Source organism: Streptococcus sp. 29892 (assembly GCF_032594935.1).
Lineage (GTDB): Bacteria > Bacillota > Bacilli > Lactobacillales > Streptococcaceae > Streptococcus > Streptococcus hyiners.
On sequence record NZ_CP118734.1, the window covers coordinates 33,026 to 46,977 of the forward strand.

Annotated in this window: 14 protein-coding genes; all 14 read left to right on the forward strand. The window is 41.6% G+C overall.

The genetic code is table 11. The features are described 5' to 3' along the window. Nucleotide 1 precedes the first annotated feature (1 nt). The 14 genes from purF to PW220_RS00285 all read left to right on the forward strand — a co-directional run bounded on the left by purF (nt 2) and on the right by PW220_RS00285 (nt 13,940). Complete coding sequence (purF, locus tag PW220_RS00220) at nt 2-1,456, forward strand: amidophosphoribosyltransferase (RefSeq protein WP_248054854.1); 1,455 nt, start codon at nt 2-4, stop codon at nt 1,454-1,456. 33 nt (nt 1,457-1,489) lie between these two features. Continuing rightward, the gene (gene purM / locus PW220_RS00225; RefSeq protein ID WP_248054856.1) at nt 1,490-2,512 is read left to right on the forward strand and encodes a phosphoribosylformylglycinamidine cyclo-ligase; all 1,023 of its coding nucleotides are present in this window, start codon (nt 1,490-1,492) and stop codon (nt 2,510-2,512) included. After that, a complete protein-coding gene (purN, locus tag PW220_RS00230; RefSeq protein ID WP_248054858.1) occupies nt 2,509-3,060 on the forward strand; it encodes a phosphoribosylglycinamide formyltransferase in 552 nt (183 codons plus the stop codon). Before purM ends, purN begins: the two co-directional genes overlap by 4 nt. 9 nt (nt 3,061-3,069) lie before the next feature. Beyond that, nucleotides 3,070-4,617 (forward strand): bifunctional phosphoribosylaminoimidazolecarboxamide formyltransferase/IMP cyclohydrolase, encoded by a 1,548-nt coding sequence (purH, locus tag PW220_RS00235; RefSeq protein WP_248054860.1) that lies wholly within the window; start codon nt 3,070-3,072, stop codon nt 4,615-4,617. A 65-nt stretch (nt 4,618-4,682) separates the two neighbouring features. Next, complete coding sequence (locus PW220_RS00240; protein ID WP_248054863.1) at nt 4,683-5,513, forward strand: DNA adenine methylase; 831 nt, start codon at nt 4,683-4,685, stop codon at nt 5,511-5,513. Beyond that, nucleotides 5,503-6,318 carry a DNA-methyltransferase gene (locus PW220_RS00245; RefSeq protein WP_105107510.1) on the forward strand — a complete coding sequence of 272 codons (816 nt, stop codon included), beginning with the start codon at nt 5,503-5,505 and terminating at the stop codon, nt 6,316-6,318. Before PW220_RS00240 ends, PW220_RS00245 begins: the two co-directional genes overlap by 11 nt. Further along, nucleotides 6,296-7,222 carry a type II restriction endonuclease gene (locus PW220_RS00250; protein ID WP_248054865.1) on the forward strand — a complete coding sequence of 309 codons (927 nt, stop codon included), beginning with the start codon at nt 6,296-6,298 and terminating at the stop codon, nt 7,220-7,222. Before PW220_RS00245 ends, PW220_RS00250 begins: the two co-directional genes overlap by 23 nt. Next, nucleotides 7,222-8,127: a type II restriction endonuclease gene (locus tag PW220_RS00255; RefSeq protein ID WP_248054867.1), complete on the forward strand. Its 906-nt coding sequence runs from the start codon at nt 7,222-7,224 to the stop codon at nt 8,125-8,127. The genes PW220_RS00250 and PW220_RS00255 overlap by 1 nt, the downstream gene beginning before the upstream one ends. Before the next feature lie 120 nt (nt 8,128-8,247). Further along, complete coding sequence (purD, locus tag PW220_RS00260) at nt 8,248-9,513, forward strand: phosphoribosylamine--glycine ligase (RefSeq protein WP_248054870.1); 1,266 nt, start codon at nt 8,248-8,250, stop codon at nt 9,511-9,513. Next, nucleotides 9,503-9,949: a 2-thiouracil desulfurase family protein gene (locus tag PW220_RS00265; RefSeq protein ID WP_024379957.1), complete on the forward strand. Its 447-nt coding sequence runs from the start codon at nt 9,503-9,505 to the stop codon at nt 9,947-9,949. The genes purD and PW220_RS00265 overlap by 11 nt, the downstream gene beginning before the upstream one ends. Continuing rightward, complete coding sequence (purE, locus tag PW220_RS00270) at nt 9,946-10,434, forward strand: 5-(carboxyamino)imidazole ribonucleotide mutase (RefSeq protein ID WP_248054871.1); 489 nt, start codon at nt 9,946-9,948, stop codon at nt 10,432-10,434. Before PW220_RS00265 ends, purE begins: the two co-directional genes overlap by 4 nt. Beyond that, nucleotides 10,421-11,485: a 5-(carboxyamino)imidazole ribonucleotide synthase gene (gene purK / locus PW220_RS00275; RefSeq protein WP_248054873.1), complete on the forward strand. Its 1,065-nt coding sequence runs from the start codon at nt 10,421-10,423 to the stop codon at nt 11,483-11,485. Before purE ends, purK begins: the two co-directional genes overlap by 14 nt. 48 nt (nt 11,486-11,533) lie before the next feature. Continuing rightward, a complete protein-coding gene (locus PW220_RS00280; protein WP_248054876.1) occupies nt 11,534-12,628 on the forward strand; it encodes a GmrSD restriction endonuclease domain-containing protein in 1,095 nt (364 codons plus the stop codon). Next, nucleotides 12,621-13,940, forward strand: coding sequence for a hypothetical protein (locus PW220_RS00285; protein ID WP_248054879.1), 1,320 nt, complete (start codon nt 12,621-12,623; stop codon nt 13,938-13,940). The genes PW220_RS00280 and PW220_RS00285 overlap by 8 nt, the downstream gene beginning before the upstream one ends. The last annotated feature ends 12 nt before the right edge of the window (nt 13,941-13,952 follow it).

The following is a 13,952-nucleotide window of genomic DNA, read 5'->3' on the forward strand; positions in this document are numbered from 1 at the left end:
TATGACATACGAAGTTAAATCACTCAATGAAGAATGCGGTGTTTTCGGCATTTGGGGACATCCGCAGGCTGCTCAGGTGACCTATTTTGGTCTGCATAGCTTGCAGCACCGAGGACAAGAAGGAGCAGGGATTTTGGCCAATGATGGTGGGCATTTACGTCGCCATCGCGGAACAGGCCTGATTGCAGAAGTCTTTAAAAATCCAGCAGATTTAGAAGCCTTGACAGGAACGGCTGCCATTGGTCATGTCCGCTATGCGACTTCTGGCTCTGCTTCAATCAATAATATCCAGCCCTTCCTCTTTGACTTTGCAGATATGCAGATGGGTTTGGCTCATAATGGGAACTTAACCAACGCGGTCAGCTTGAAGGCTGAGTTGGAAAAGAACGGTTCAATCTTTTCTAGTTCCTCAGACACAGAGATTTTGATGCACTTGATTCGCCGCAGTCACAATCCAGACTTTATGGGCAAAATCAAGGAAGCCCTCAATACTGTTAAAGGTGGCTTTGCTTACCTGATTATGTTGGAAGACAAATTGGTTGCTGCCTTGGACCCTAACGGTTTCCGTCCACTTTCAATTGGAAAGATGAAAAATGGTGCCTGGGTTGTTGCTAGTGAAACCTGTGCCTTTGAAGTAGTAGGTGCTGAGTGGGTGCGAGATGTCTTACCTGGAGAGCTAGTCATTATTGATGATAATGGCGTTCACTATGACCGTTATACGACCGACACTCAGCTAGCAGTTTGTTCTATGGAGTATGTCTATTTTGCCCGACCGGACTCGGTTATTCACGGGGTCAATGTCCACACGGCTCGTAAAAATATGGGTCGTCGTTTGGCCCGGGAATTTCAACATGAAGCGGATATCGTGGTTGGTGTGCCAAACTCCTCCCTATCTGCGGCTATGGGATTTGCAGAAGAATCTGGTTTGCCAAATGAAATGGGTCTAATCAAAAACCAATATACCCAACGGACTTTTATTCAACCGACCCAGGAATTACGGGAGCAGGGTGTGCGCATGAAGTTGTCAGCTGTTTCAAGCGTTGTCAAAGGCAAGCGCGTGGTCATGATTGATGACTCCATTGTTCGTGGTACAACTAGCCGTCGCATTGTCCAGCTTCTCCGTGATGCTGGGGCAAAAGAAGTTCATGTGGCTATCGGCAGCCCAGAACTCAAGTACCCATGTTTCTATGGTATCGATATCCAGACCCGTCGGGAGCTGATTTCAGCCAACCACACCGTTGATGAAGTCTGTGAGATTATTGGGGCAGACAGTCTGACCTACCTTTCTCTTGAAGGGATGATTGAGGCCATTGGCATCAACACAGATGCACCTAAAGGTGGGCTTTGTGTGGCCTATTTTGATGGAGAATTTCCAACGCCTCTCTATGACTATGAGGAAGAATACCTCCGTAGCCTAGAAGAGAAAACGAGTTTCTACATTGAAAATGTCAAGTAAATTATGTAACATTTCACGAAGAAAGGACCCAAGATGACAAATAAAAATGCATATGCCCAATCGGGTGTTGACGTCGAAGCTGGCTACGAAGTGGTTGAGCGGATTAAGAAACACGTTGCTCGGACAGAACGTTTGGGTGTTATGGGAGCTCTCGGTGGCTTTGGTGGTATGTTTGACCTGACCAAGCTGGATGTCAAAGAGCCAGTCTTGGTATCTGGGACAGACGGTGTCGGCACCAAGCTCATGCTAGCTATCCAGTACGACAAACATGATACCATTGGTCAGGATTGTGTGGCCATGTGTGTCAACGACATCATCGCTGCAGGAGCGGAGCCACTTTACTTCCTCGACTACATAGCGACTGGAAAAAATGAGCCAGCCAAGCTGGAGCAGGTGGTTGCAGGTGTTGCGGAAGGCTGTGTCCAAGCTGGTTGCGGTCTGATTGGTGGTGAAACGGCTGAAATGCCTGGAATGTACGGCGAGGATGACTATGACCTGGCTGGCTTTGCAGTCGGTATTGCGGAGAAGTCTCAGATTATTGACGGCAGTAAGGTCCAGGAGGGCGATATTCTCCTCGGCTTGGCCTCAAGCGGCATCCACTCCAACGGCTATTCCCTAGTCCGTCGTGTTTTTGCGGATGTTTCTGGCGACGCTCTGTTGCCAGAGCTCAATGGCAGAGCTCTTAAGGAAGTCCTTCTAGAGCCTACCCGTATCTATGTCCAGCAGGTGTTGCCTTTGGTAAAAGCAGGGCTGGTCAACGGCATTGCCCATATCACAGGCGGTGGCTTTATCGAAAATATTCCCCGTATGTTTGCTGATAATCTTGCAGCTGAGATTGAAGAAGATAAGATTCCAGTCCTTCCAATCTTCACAGCCCTTGAAAAATATGGCAACATCAAACATGAAGAAATGTTTGAAATCTTCAATATGGGTATCGGTCTGGTACTAGCTGTCAGTCCAGAGCAGGTGGAGAAAGTCCGTGAATTGGTAGGCGAAGAAGTCTATGAAATCGGCCGCATTATCACTAAGGAAGACAAGAGCGTGGTCATCAAATGAAACGAATAGCTGTTTTTGCCAGTGGGTCTGGTTCTAATTTTCAAGTCATCGCAGAGCAGTTTGAAGTAGCCTTCCTCTTTTCAGACCACAGAAATGCCTATGTCCTGGAACGGGCTGAAAAACTTGGTGTGCCAGTCTTTACTTTTGAATTAAAAGAGTTCGCCGATAAGCAGGCTTACGAAGAAACCCTCATCCAACTCTTAGACCAGCACCAGATTGACTTGGTGGTCTTGGCAGGCTATATGAAGATTGTTGGTCCGACCTTGCTGGCTCAGTACGAAGGTCGTATCATCAATATTCACCCGGCTTATCTGCCTGAATTTCCAGGGGCTCACGGGATTGAAGACGCTTGGAATGCAGGTGTGGCAGAAAGTGGTGTGACAGTTCACTGGGTTGACAGCGGCATTGACACAGGACAAATTATCAAACAAGTCCGAGTACCCCGATTGGCCGATGACACATTGGAAGCCTTTGAAGCAAGAATACATGAAGCGGAGTACCAACTCTATCCAGCAGTTTTGGAGGAGTTAGGGGCAGTGAAAAAATAAGGAGAAATCATGACAAAACGCGCACTAATTAGCGTATCAGATAAAAATGGTATTGTAGAATTTGCCCAAGAATTGACCAAGCTTGGTTGGGAAATCATTTCGACAGGAGGCACAAAGGTTGCCTTGGATCAGGCAGGCGTAACGACTATCGCCATTGACGATGTGACTGGTTTTCCTGAGATGATGGACGGCCGTGTTAAGACGCTTCATCCCAAAATCCATGGTGGTTTGCTGGCTCGTCGGGATGTGGACAGCCACTTGCAAGCAGCCAAGGACCATGAGATTAGCTTGATTGATTTGGTAGTGGTTAACCTCTATCCTTTTAAGGAAACGATTCTACGACCAGACGTGACTTACGACTTGGCGGTGGAGAACATCGACATCGGCGGTCCGTCCATGCTTCGTTCGGCAGCCAAAAACCACGCCAGCGTAACGGTTGTGGTGGATCCGGCAGATTATCCGACGGTTTTAGGGGAGATAGCAGAGCAGGGGCAGACGACCTACTCAACGCGTCAGCGATTAGCAGCTAAGGTCTTTCGTCATACCGCGGCTTACGACGCTTTAATAGCTGATTATTTCACCAAGCAAGTCGGTGAAGACAAGCCTGAAAAACTCACCATTACTTACGATCTCAATCAGCCCATGCGTTACGGAGAAAATCCTCAACAACATGCGGATTTCTACCAAAATGCCCTTCCGACAGATTATTCGATTGCCTCTGCCAAACAGTTAAATGGCAAGGAACTGTCTTTCAACAACATTCGTGATGCGGATGCAGCTATCCGGATTATCCGTGATTTCAAGGACCGTCCAACTGTTGTGGCTCTCAAACACATGAACCCTTGTGGTATCGGTCAGGCTGAAACCATTGAACAGGCTTGGGATTACGCTTATGAGGCTGACCCAGTATCAATTTTCGGAGGCATCGTCGTGCTGAACAGGGAAGTGGATGCTGCGACGGCTGAAAAGATGCACCCGATTTTCTTAGAAATCATCATCGCACCGAGCTACTCGGCAGAAGCGCTAGCTATTTTGACCAATAAAAAGAAAAATCTTCGGATTTTGGAATTGGCCTTTGACGCACAGGATGCAAGCGAAGTGGAAAAAGAGTTCACAGGCGTTGTCGGCGGGCTTTTGGTGCAGGATCAGGACGTGGTGGTGGAAAGCCCAGCGGACTGGCAGGTGGTGACCGAGCGTCAACCGTCCGAGCAAGAGTGGGCAGCCATGGAGTTCGCCTGGAAGTCCTCTAAGTATGTCAAGTCCAACGGCATCATCATCACTAATGACAAGATGACCTTGGGCGTGGGGCCGGGGCAAACAAACCGTGTGGCTTCCGTCCGCATCGCTATCGAGCAAGCCAAGGAGCGTTTGGATGGAGCCGTATTGGCATCGGATGCCTTTTTCCCATTTGCTGATAATGTGGAAGAAATCGCAGCGGCAGGCATCAAGGCTATTATCCAGCCAGGTGGCTCTGTTCGCGACCAAGACTCCATTGACATGGCTAACAAGTACGGCTTGACCATGGTCTTTACAGGAGTAAGACATTTTAGACATTGAGAAATTTGATGCAAGAAAGACACCCCAGCTGGAGAAGTTGGGGTGGTTTTTGGTATAATAGTTCTATGATTTTAAAACCTTTTACGAAATGGACAGGTGGGAAGCGGAAGTTATTAACGCAGCTACATGAACACTTGCCATTAGAATACAATAGATATTTTGAACCGTTTGTTGGGGGAGGAGCACTATTCTTTGATTTAGCTCCCGAAAATGCCGTAATAAACGATTTTAATGAGGAATTGATAAATACTTATTTACAGATACGGGATAATCCAGAAGCATTGCTTGATTTATTACATATCCATCAAGAGAACAATTCCAAGGAATATTATTTGAATGTTCGTTCGGTTGACAGAGATGGTAGAATAGAAACTATGTCCGATGTAGAGCGAGCAGCACGCATACTGTATATGCTACGAGTAGATTTTAATGGTCTATATAGGGTGAACTCTAAAAATCAGTTTAATGTTCCTTACGGTAGGTACAAAAATCCAAAGATAGTAGACTCGGAACTTATTCTTAGTGTATCAAGATACTTAAATGATAACAATATTTTAATTATGCAAGGTGATTTTGTTACGGCAGTTGAAGAAGCTGTTGCAGGAGATTTTGTATATTTTGATCCTCCATATGTTCCTATAACGGCTACTAGCTCTTTTACTTCCTATACGCATGAAGGTTTTTCGGATGAGGATCAGCGTCGATTAAGAGATACTTTCATAGATTTAGACCGAAGAGGAGTTAATGTAATGCTTTCTAATTCTTCAAGCCCAGTAGTTGAAGAATTGTACGCTGGTTTTAATATTTCCCGAGTAGATGTATCGAGAACGAATGGAGCAAGTAATTCCAGTCGTGGAAAAATTCAAGAAATTATTGTAAGAAATTATGGCGAATAACGAATATAAGTATGGAGGGGTCTTAATGAACAAACCATACTATCATAAAAATAAAGCTATTTTGGTACACGCAGATACATTTGAATTTTTGAATAAAATGAAACCAGAGAGCATGGATATGATTTTTGCAGATCCTCCATATTTTTTAAGTAATGGGGGAATTTCTAACTCTGGAGGTCAAGTTGTTTCCGTAGATAAGGGGGATTGGGATAAGGTTAATTCTTTAGAAGAAAAACATGAATTTAATAGGAAATGGATTCGCTTAGCCAAAAATGTGTTGAAACCAAATGGGACCATTTGGATTTCAGGGAGCTTTCACAATATTTATTCAGTGGGGATGGCCTTAGAACAAGAAGGTTTTAAAATACTAAATAATATTACTTGGCAGAAGACAAATCCTGCACCAAATCTTTCCTGTCGTTACTTTACTCATTCAACGGAAACTATTTTATGGGCTCGAAAAGATGATAAAAAAGCTCGTCATTATTATAATTACGAACTTATGAAAGAACTCAATGATGGCAAACAAATGAAAGATGTTTGGGTTGGAGGACTAACAAAAAAATCTGAAAAATGGGCAGGCAAGCATCCGACTCAAAAACCAGAATATCTTTTAGAACGTATTATTTTAGCTTCAACTCAAGAAGGAGATTACATACTTGATCCATTTGTAGGAAGCGGGACGACAGGAGTGGTTGCTAAACGTTTAGGAAGAAAATTTATTGGGATTGATGCTGAACGGGATTATTTAAAAATCGCGAGAACTAGATTGGATAAGGAAGATGGCAAGAAGAACTTTTCATAGTTGGTTTGAAACTTTTACAGATACGGTTGCTGATTGGAAATACTATGTTGACTTTACAAAGGTTTTTAATAATATGAACGACCTGTATTTGAGAACTAATTTGAATATCTTGAATACGTTGGTAGGGAGTAAACAAATTCGAGAAGATTTTATCGCAATATGTGAAAAGTATCCAGATGTGTTAACTATCATACCAATTCTTTTGGCTATACGTTTGGAATCTAAAGGCCGAGGAAAAAATCGTAAACCAATTGCTTTACCTATTCGCGAGTATGGGGACGATGCTATAATAAGCTACGATTTTGATTTTTATTCTCCTAACTATACCATAGAGAATTATGCAGATTTGCTAGAGAATACAGGTGTTTTTGAACTACTGCAATCACATCTAGTTAAAAACTTACAGGACTATGTTTACGGTGTAGAAGTCGGGTTAGATTCAAATGGTCGTAAAAATAGAATGGGTAAGATAATGGAAGCTTTGGTTGAAAGAGAACTTTGGAATGCAGGACTAAAAGAAAAAACGGACTACTATAAACAAATAAGTACTAAGCAAATTGAATCACTATTTCATATTGATTTAAGTGCCATAACGAATAATGGTAAAAATCATAAGAAATTCGATTTTGCAATTCACGCAAATGGTCAATTGTATTTAACGGAAGTAAATTTCTATTCTAAATCAGGGTCAAAACCAAATGAAACCACACGTTCATATGAAAATTTAGCAGAAAAACTTACTGAAATTTCGAATGTTCATTTTGTTTGGATAACAGATGGTGAAGGTTGGCAAAGGTCTAAATCTAATTTAGAGGAGGCATTTGAAAGAATACCAAGATTGTACAATCTCCATGATATTCGGAATAAAAATATTAAAGAGTTATTAGAAATGGAGATGGACTAATGAATTTGCAAGCTTATATAAATTTATCTTCTGAAGAACGCTTAAAAATATTTTTAAGTACTTTATCAGTTACTAATCGAACGCCAGATTACTATGTCAATTGGTCTAAGGTTGCACGAGAAACAAAAAAATATGAGTTAGAATTAAATACTTTGAATTATTTAATTGGTAAAGATGATATATACAACGAAGCGTTGCAACTTTTTAATAAACAACCAAATTTATTAAAAGCTATACCAAGTTTGATTGCAAGTCGTGATAAAACACTGGATATTTTATCAATTGATGCCGATGATAATATGAGTTTTGATAACTTAGATTTTGCAAAAATTGATGAGGATAGAATTGTAGATTATACTAACTTTGTAGAAGCAACAGGATTATTAGATTTTTTGCAAAAGAAAGCCAATCGCTCTCTAGTGGACTACGTTTATGGAGTAGAGGCGGGACTTGACAGTAATGCTCGTAAGAATAGAAGCGGAACTACCATGGAGGGGATTTTAGAGCGAACAGTAGCACATGTCTGTAAAGAATATGGATTGGAGTTTAAGGCACAAGCAACAGCTCCATTTATAAAGGATAATTGGGGGATTGAGGTCCCTGTTGATAAGTCGGAACGCCGATTTGATGTTGCTGTATTTTCAAAAGATAAACATAAAGTATGGTTAATTGAAACGAATTATTATGGTGGAGGCGGTAGTAAGTTAAAGGCTGTAGCTGGAGAATTTACAGAATTAAGCCAATTTGTAACAAAATCGGTAGATGATGTGAATTTTGTTTGGGTAACGGATGGTCAGGGATGGAAGACTGCCCATCTTCCTTTAGCAGAAGCATTTGGTCATATAACCCATGTCTTCAATCTCGACATGCTAAAACAAGGTTACTTATATGATTTGTTTAGATAATCAAATTTGCTCACCTTGTGTGAGCTTTTTCCATTCCCGAACGTTTCCTTGTTCTTTCTATCAAAAACCGTCTATTTTTGCTATACTGTTTATAGAAAATCCGTTTTTGAGGTGTGAAAAATGAAACTTTTGGTCGTTGGGTCTGGTGGTCGTGAACATGCTATTGCAAAGAAATTGTTAGAGTCTGATCAGGTAGAGCAGGTCTTTGTTGCTCCTGGTAATGACGGAATGACCTTGGACGGTATCGAGTTGGTCAACATCGGAATTTCCGAACATTCCGCTCTCATCAACTTTGCCAAGGAAAATGATATTGCTTGGACTTTTGTTGGTCCAGATGATGCTTTGGCAGCAGGTATCGTTGATGATTTTGAACAGGCTGGGCTAAAAGCTTTTGGCCCGAGTCGTCTCGCCGCGGAGCTGGAGTGGTCAAAAGACTTTGCCAAACAAATCATGGTCAAATACGGCATTCCAACAGCAGCCTTTGGCACATTTTCCAACTTCGAAGAAGCCAAAGCCTACATCGAAGAGCAGGGGGCTCCAATCGTGGTCAAGGCGGACGGCTTGGCACTGGGCAAGGGCGTAGTCGTGGCAGAAACCGTCGAGCAGGCGATCGATGCGGCACGGGAGATGCTCTTGGACAACAAGTTCGGCGACTCGGGTGCCCGCGTGGTCATCGAGGAGTTCTTGGCGGGCGAGGAGTTTTCCCTCTTTGCTCTAGTCAACGGCGACCAGTTCTATATCCTGCCGACAGCCCAGGACCACAAGCGTGCCTTTGACGGCGACCAAGGTCCCAACACAGGCGGTATGGGGGCTTACGCTCCTGTTCCCCACCTGCCTCAAAGCGTGGTAGATACAGCGGTTGACACCATTGTCAAGCCTATTCTGGACGGCATGATTGCGGAGGGGCGGTCTTATATGGGCGTGCTCTATGCTGGTTTGATTCTGACCGACCAAGGTCCCAAGGTTATCGAGTTCAACGCTCGATTTGGTGACCCAGAAACCCAGATTATCCTGCCTCGCCTGACCTCTGACTTTGCTCAGAATATCGACGATATCCTCCACATACGCCCGACCCAGCTGACTTGGCTGGATAGTGGCGTAACCCTCGGTGTGGTCGTGGCTTCAAACGGCTACCCACTGGACTACGAAAAAGGCGTAGAGTTGCCAGCGAAGACTGAAGGAGACATCACAACCTACTATGCTGGGGCTCGTTTTGCGGAAAATAGCAGAGCACTGCTCTCAAACGGCGGTCGGGTCTATATGTTGGTCACCACAGCAGACACCGTCCAAGAAGCCCAGGAAAAAATTTACTCGGAGCTGAAAAATCAAGATACGTCAGGCTTCTTTTATCGGACGGATATTGGAGGAAAAGCAATTGGAAAATAAGCAAACCTGTGTCTTAGTCAGTGCCTGCTTGCTTGGAGAAAATTGCAAGTACAACGGCGGAAATAATTACAATCAAGCAGTTGTTGATGCTGTATCGGATAAGCAAGTTCTATCGGTTTGTCCAGAGGTTGCAGGCGGCCTTCCCACTCCAAGAGAGCCAGTCGAAATTGTGGACGGAAGTGTACGAGATGTGAGCGGAACATCTTATGACAAAGCATTTCAACAAGGCATTGCTAGAACGCTTGAAAGACTAGAAGGACAAGAGATAGAAATGGCCATTCTACAATCTAGAAGTCCGTCCTGTGGTGTCAAGCAGGTTTACGACGGTACCTTTTCAGGACAAAAAGTTGCAGGTAGCGGTTTATTTGCCCAAGCCTTGAAAGAAAGAGGCTATCAGGTAGTAGATGCAGAAGATATAAACGAGGTAACATCATGAAACCAATCATTTCCATCATCATGGGCTCTAGTTCCGACTGGAAAACCATGAAAAAAGCAGCCGATGTGCTGGACAAATTTGGCGTAGCCTATGAAAAGAAAGTGGTCTCTGCCCACCGCACACCAGACCTCATGTTCCGTCACGCCGAGGAAGCGCGTGGCCGTGGCATCAAGGTCATCATCGCAGGAGCGGGCGGTGCGGCTCATTTGCCAGGTATGGTAGCAGCTAAGACCACCCTGCCTGTCATCGGTGTCCCTGTCCAATCTCGTGCCCTCAGCGGTGTGGATTCCCTCTATTCTATCGTGCAAATGCCGGGTGGTGTGCCTGTTGCGACTATGGCGATTGGTGAAGCAGGTGCAACCAACGCAGCCCTGACAGCTCTCCGCATTCTCTCCATTGAAGACCAAACCATTGCAGCTCAGCTGGCAGAATTTGCCAAGGAACAGGAAAAAATTGCGGAGGCGATGACAGATGACCTCATCTAAGACAATCGGAATCATCGGCGGCGGTCAGCTGGGTCAGATGATGGCTATTTCGGCTATTTACATGGGGAACAAGGTAATCACGCTGGATCCTGCGGCGGACTGCCCAGCCTCCAAGGTGAGCGAGGTTATCGTCGCTCCCTATCACGATGTGGCGGCCCTCAAACAGCTGGCGGAGCGGTGCCATGTCCTGACCTACGAGTTTGAAAATGTCGATGCCGACGGACTGGACGCGGTCATCAAGGACGGTCAGCTCCCTCAGGGGACAGATCTCCTCCGCATTTCCCAGAACCGCATTTTTGAGAAGGATTTTTTGGCAAAAAAAGCTGGCGTGCAAGTCGCCCCCTATAAAGTCATCACTTCTAGCCTAGACCTAGAAGGACTGGACCTCAGCAAAAACTACGTCTTAAAGACAGCCACTGGGGGTTATGATGGACATGGTCAGAAGGTTATTCGAGAAGAGGCGGACTTGGTAGAGGCTAGTCAGTTAGCTAACTCTGCCGAGTGTGTTTTGGAAGAGTTTGTGAATTTTGACCTGGAAATCTCCGTCCTTGTGTCTGGCAATGGCTCCGACTACACCGCCTTTCCTGTGCAGGAAAATATCCACCGCAATAATATTCTTTACAAAACCATCGTGCCTGCACGTATTTCAGATCAACTTGCTGAAAAAGCCAAAACCATGGCCCTGCAAATTGCAGACAGACTCCATTTGGCAGGCACCCTTTGCGTTGAAATGTTTGTGGCAGGTCAGGATATTCTGGTCAATGAAATCGCTCCTCGCCCGCACAACTCAGGACATTACTCTATCGAAGCCTGTGATTTTTCACAGTTTGACACCCATATCCGAGGCATTCTAGGGGAGCCTCTCCCCCCTATCCGCCTGCTCTCTCCAGCTGTCATGATTAACGTCCTCGGACAAGATATGGAAGCAGTCCAAATCTTTCTTCAAGAAAACCCTACCGCCCATCCCCACTTTTATGGTAAACTAGAAGCAAAGCACAATCGCAAAATGGGACACGTGACGGTGTTGGGGGAGGGTTGTGATAGTGTGTAAGATGGTGAAAATTCACTTAAAATTATTAAATATTATGGTGGTGTAAATATGAGTCGACGCATATCTGAACTTTTAACTAAGGATAAAATAAAAAATATTTTGAATTCACCGGTCACTGAAAAAGTTGATTTTCGAATTGTTACAGAGCAAGCAAGGTATCCGCTAAATAATGTAAAAGAAATTTTTCAAAGCTACGATTTAGATCCTTATTATCAAAGGAACATAGTTTGGCAAAACTCAAAAAAATCGAAGCTGATTGAGAGTTTTATAATTAATATTCCAATTCCCCCAATTTTTTTATTCGAATATGATTATGGTAAGTATGAAATTATGGACGGAAAACAAAGGATTTCAACAATTATTTCATTTTTAGACGATGAATTTGCATTGGAATCTTTAGAATTTTTTCCTGAGTATGAAGGGATGAACTTTTCAAATCTACCAGCAAAGATTCAAGATATGATAACAAGAAGATATATTTCTGCAACAATATTATTAAGTGAATCAACAAAAAATGAATTTGAAAAAGAAAATATGAGGAGGTTGGTGTTTGAAAGATTAAATACTGGTGGGTTGGCATTAAATAAGCAAGAAGTCAGAAATGCATTGTATACTGGTAAATTTAATGACTTAATAAATCGTTTAGCTGAAAATAATATTTTTAAAGAACTTTGGTCGCCTGCTAAAAAAGATGAGTATAATAATAGGTTAGAATATTCAGAGAAAGTAGTGCGTTTCTTTGCATATTATAGCGCTATAAATGGGGATATTACTCCTATTTCAACATCAAAACTTTTAGATTTGTATATGGAAGCGTCAAAAGATTGGACAGAGAGTGATATTGCTGAATTGGAGGGATTTTTTATTGCAGTGATAACAACTGTAAAAAGATTATTTGGTAAAAAAGCTTTTAGGTCAAGCCTAAGTAAAAGCAAAGCAGAGAATATGGTTTATGATAGTACAATGCTTTTTGTTGCAAATGAACTGGATCGACTAGAAAGTTTAACTGATTTAATGTTTGAAGAAAGTAAATTTTCTATCATTAAAGAAAATAAAAGTGACTTTAATGGAAAGTATACTGCAATTTCAAATGTAAAATCTAGAGTAGATATTTTTAAAAGGAAACTATTGGAAAATGAATAGTTTTATTCTGAGTGATAATTTTTATAAAAATATCAACAAATTCAAGGATATTATTGATGTAGTTGAACAGAAGAATTTTATGAAGGAAACATTACAGAAAAATTTTATTATTACTCTATATACCATTTGGGAAAATGAATCAAAAGGTATTCTTTTTGATCATCTAGAAGAAAAGAATGAGATAATTTTTGATAATAATTTTACAGCTGTATTTTATAAGACGATTCTTAATTCAACACAATATGTCAAGGAAGAGTATATTAAATCTATTGCAAATTGGGAATTATCTATAAAAAAAGATTATTATTTTGCAAGTAATAATCTGTGGTTTAATAATTTAATTGATTTGATAAAAAGATTATATCCGGAAGCGTCAAGTGAGGAACTTCTTAAGATGAGTAACTCATTTCCCAGAATGCAACGATGCATCGAAAATTTGGAGACAGGTTCTATATCAAAATATTCAAAAAAAGGAGAGAATCCAAATGGTTTTGAAGGATATATAGATAGTTTAGTAGATAAGAGAAATAGTTTAGCACACTCAGGAGAATGTGATGAGTATGTAAATATAGATAATATGGGCGAATTTTTTCATTTTATTGATTGTGCGTTAATACTAGTTTATCAGTATCTCAATAATTTATACGTTAAAAGACTTATAAATGGTAAAATACTTGTTAAACTTAAAAATATTTATGAGATAGCTTTTCCAGAAGCAACTGCTAGAGTTGATTTTAATTCAGAACAAGTTGATTTCATGAACGAATATAAGATTCTAAAATCCAAATGGTTCATCAATAATAATGGTGAATACCCCATAGAGATACTTGAAATAAGAGATGAAGTAAGACAAACGATTTCAGAGTTGCCTTCAAATGGTCATGTTATTTTGAGAATAAAAAGCGAGAGCATTCAGTTTGAAGAAGAAAAGGAATACAATCTTTACAATTTAAGTGGACATACTGATATTTCCAATGTATTTTTGGAGTCTGATTTTGAGAAAGATGGAATTATTGAGGTAAATTTCGACTTAAATCAGGTTAATCTTTGGAATAATAATACAAATGATGATTTTGCAAAGCATTGGTACATTGAACATGATGAGTTAATTTACCCAATAGAAATACTTGAAATAAGAAATGAAGAAAGCCAAACGATTTCAGAGTTACCTCCAAATGGTCATGTTACTTTGAAAATAAAAAGTGAGTATATAGATGTCAAAAGGAATAAGAAGTATAAGATTTTTAATTTATACTATTTTGATAGATTAGAAAATATTCACACAGAAAAATCACTATTGTTTAAAATTTAGAGCTGATAAATT

Bases quoted from the DNA above. Each gene is read 5' to 3' on its own strand.
- purF (WP_248054854.1), top strand. From the start codon at position 2: ATGACATACGAAGTTAAATCACTCAATGAAGAATGCGGTGTTTTCGGC.
- purM (WP_248054856.1), top strand. From the start codon at position 1,490: ATGACAAATAAAAATGCATATGCCCAATCGGGTGTTGACGTCGAAGCT.
- purN (WP_248054858.1), top strand. From the start codon at position 2,509: ATGAAACGAATAGCTGTTTTTGCCAGTGGGTCTGGTTCTAATTTTCAA.
- purH (WP_248054860.1), top strand. From the start codon at position 3,070: ATGACAAAACGCGCACTAATTAGCGTATCAGATAAAAATGGTATTGTA.
- PW220_RS00240 (WP_248054863.1), top strand. From the start codon at position 4,683: ATGATTTTAAAACCTTTTACGAAATGGACAGGTGGGAAGCGGAAGTTA.
- PW220_RS00245 (WP_105107510.1), top strand. From the start codon at position 5,503: ATGGCGAATAACGAATATAAGTATGGAGGGGTCTTAATGAACAAACCA.
- PW220_RS00250 (WP_248054865.1), top strand. From the start codon at position 6,296: ATGGCAAGAAGAACTTTTCATAGTTGGTTTGAAACTTTTACAGATACG.
- PW220_RS00255 (WP_248054867.1), top strand. From the start codon at position 7,222: ATGAATTTGCAAGCTTATATAAATTTATCTTCTGAAGAACGCTTAAAA.
- purD (WP_248054870.1), top strand. From the start codon at position 8,248: ATGAAACTTTTGGTCGTTGGGTCTGGTGGTCGTGAACATGCTATTGCA.
- purE (WP_248054871.1), top strand. From the start codon at position 9,946: ATGAAACCAATCATTTCCATCATCATGGGCTCTAGTTCCGACTGGAAA.
- purK (WP_248054873.1), top strand. From the start codon at position 10,421: ATGACCTCATCTAAGACAATCGGAATCATCGGCGGCGGTCAGCTGGGT.
- PW220_RS00280 (WP_248054876.1), top strand. From the start codon at position 11,534: ATGAGTCGACGCATATCTGAACTTTTAACTAAGGATAAAATAAAAAAT.
- PW220_RS00285 (WP_248054879.1), top strand. From the start codon at position 12,621: ATGAATAGTTTTATTCTGAGTGATAATTTTTATAAAAATATCAACAAA.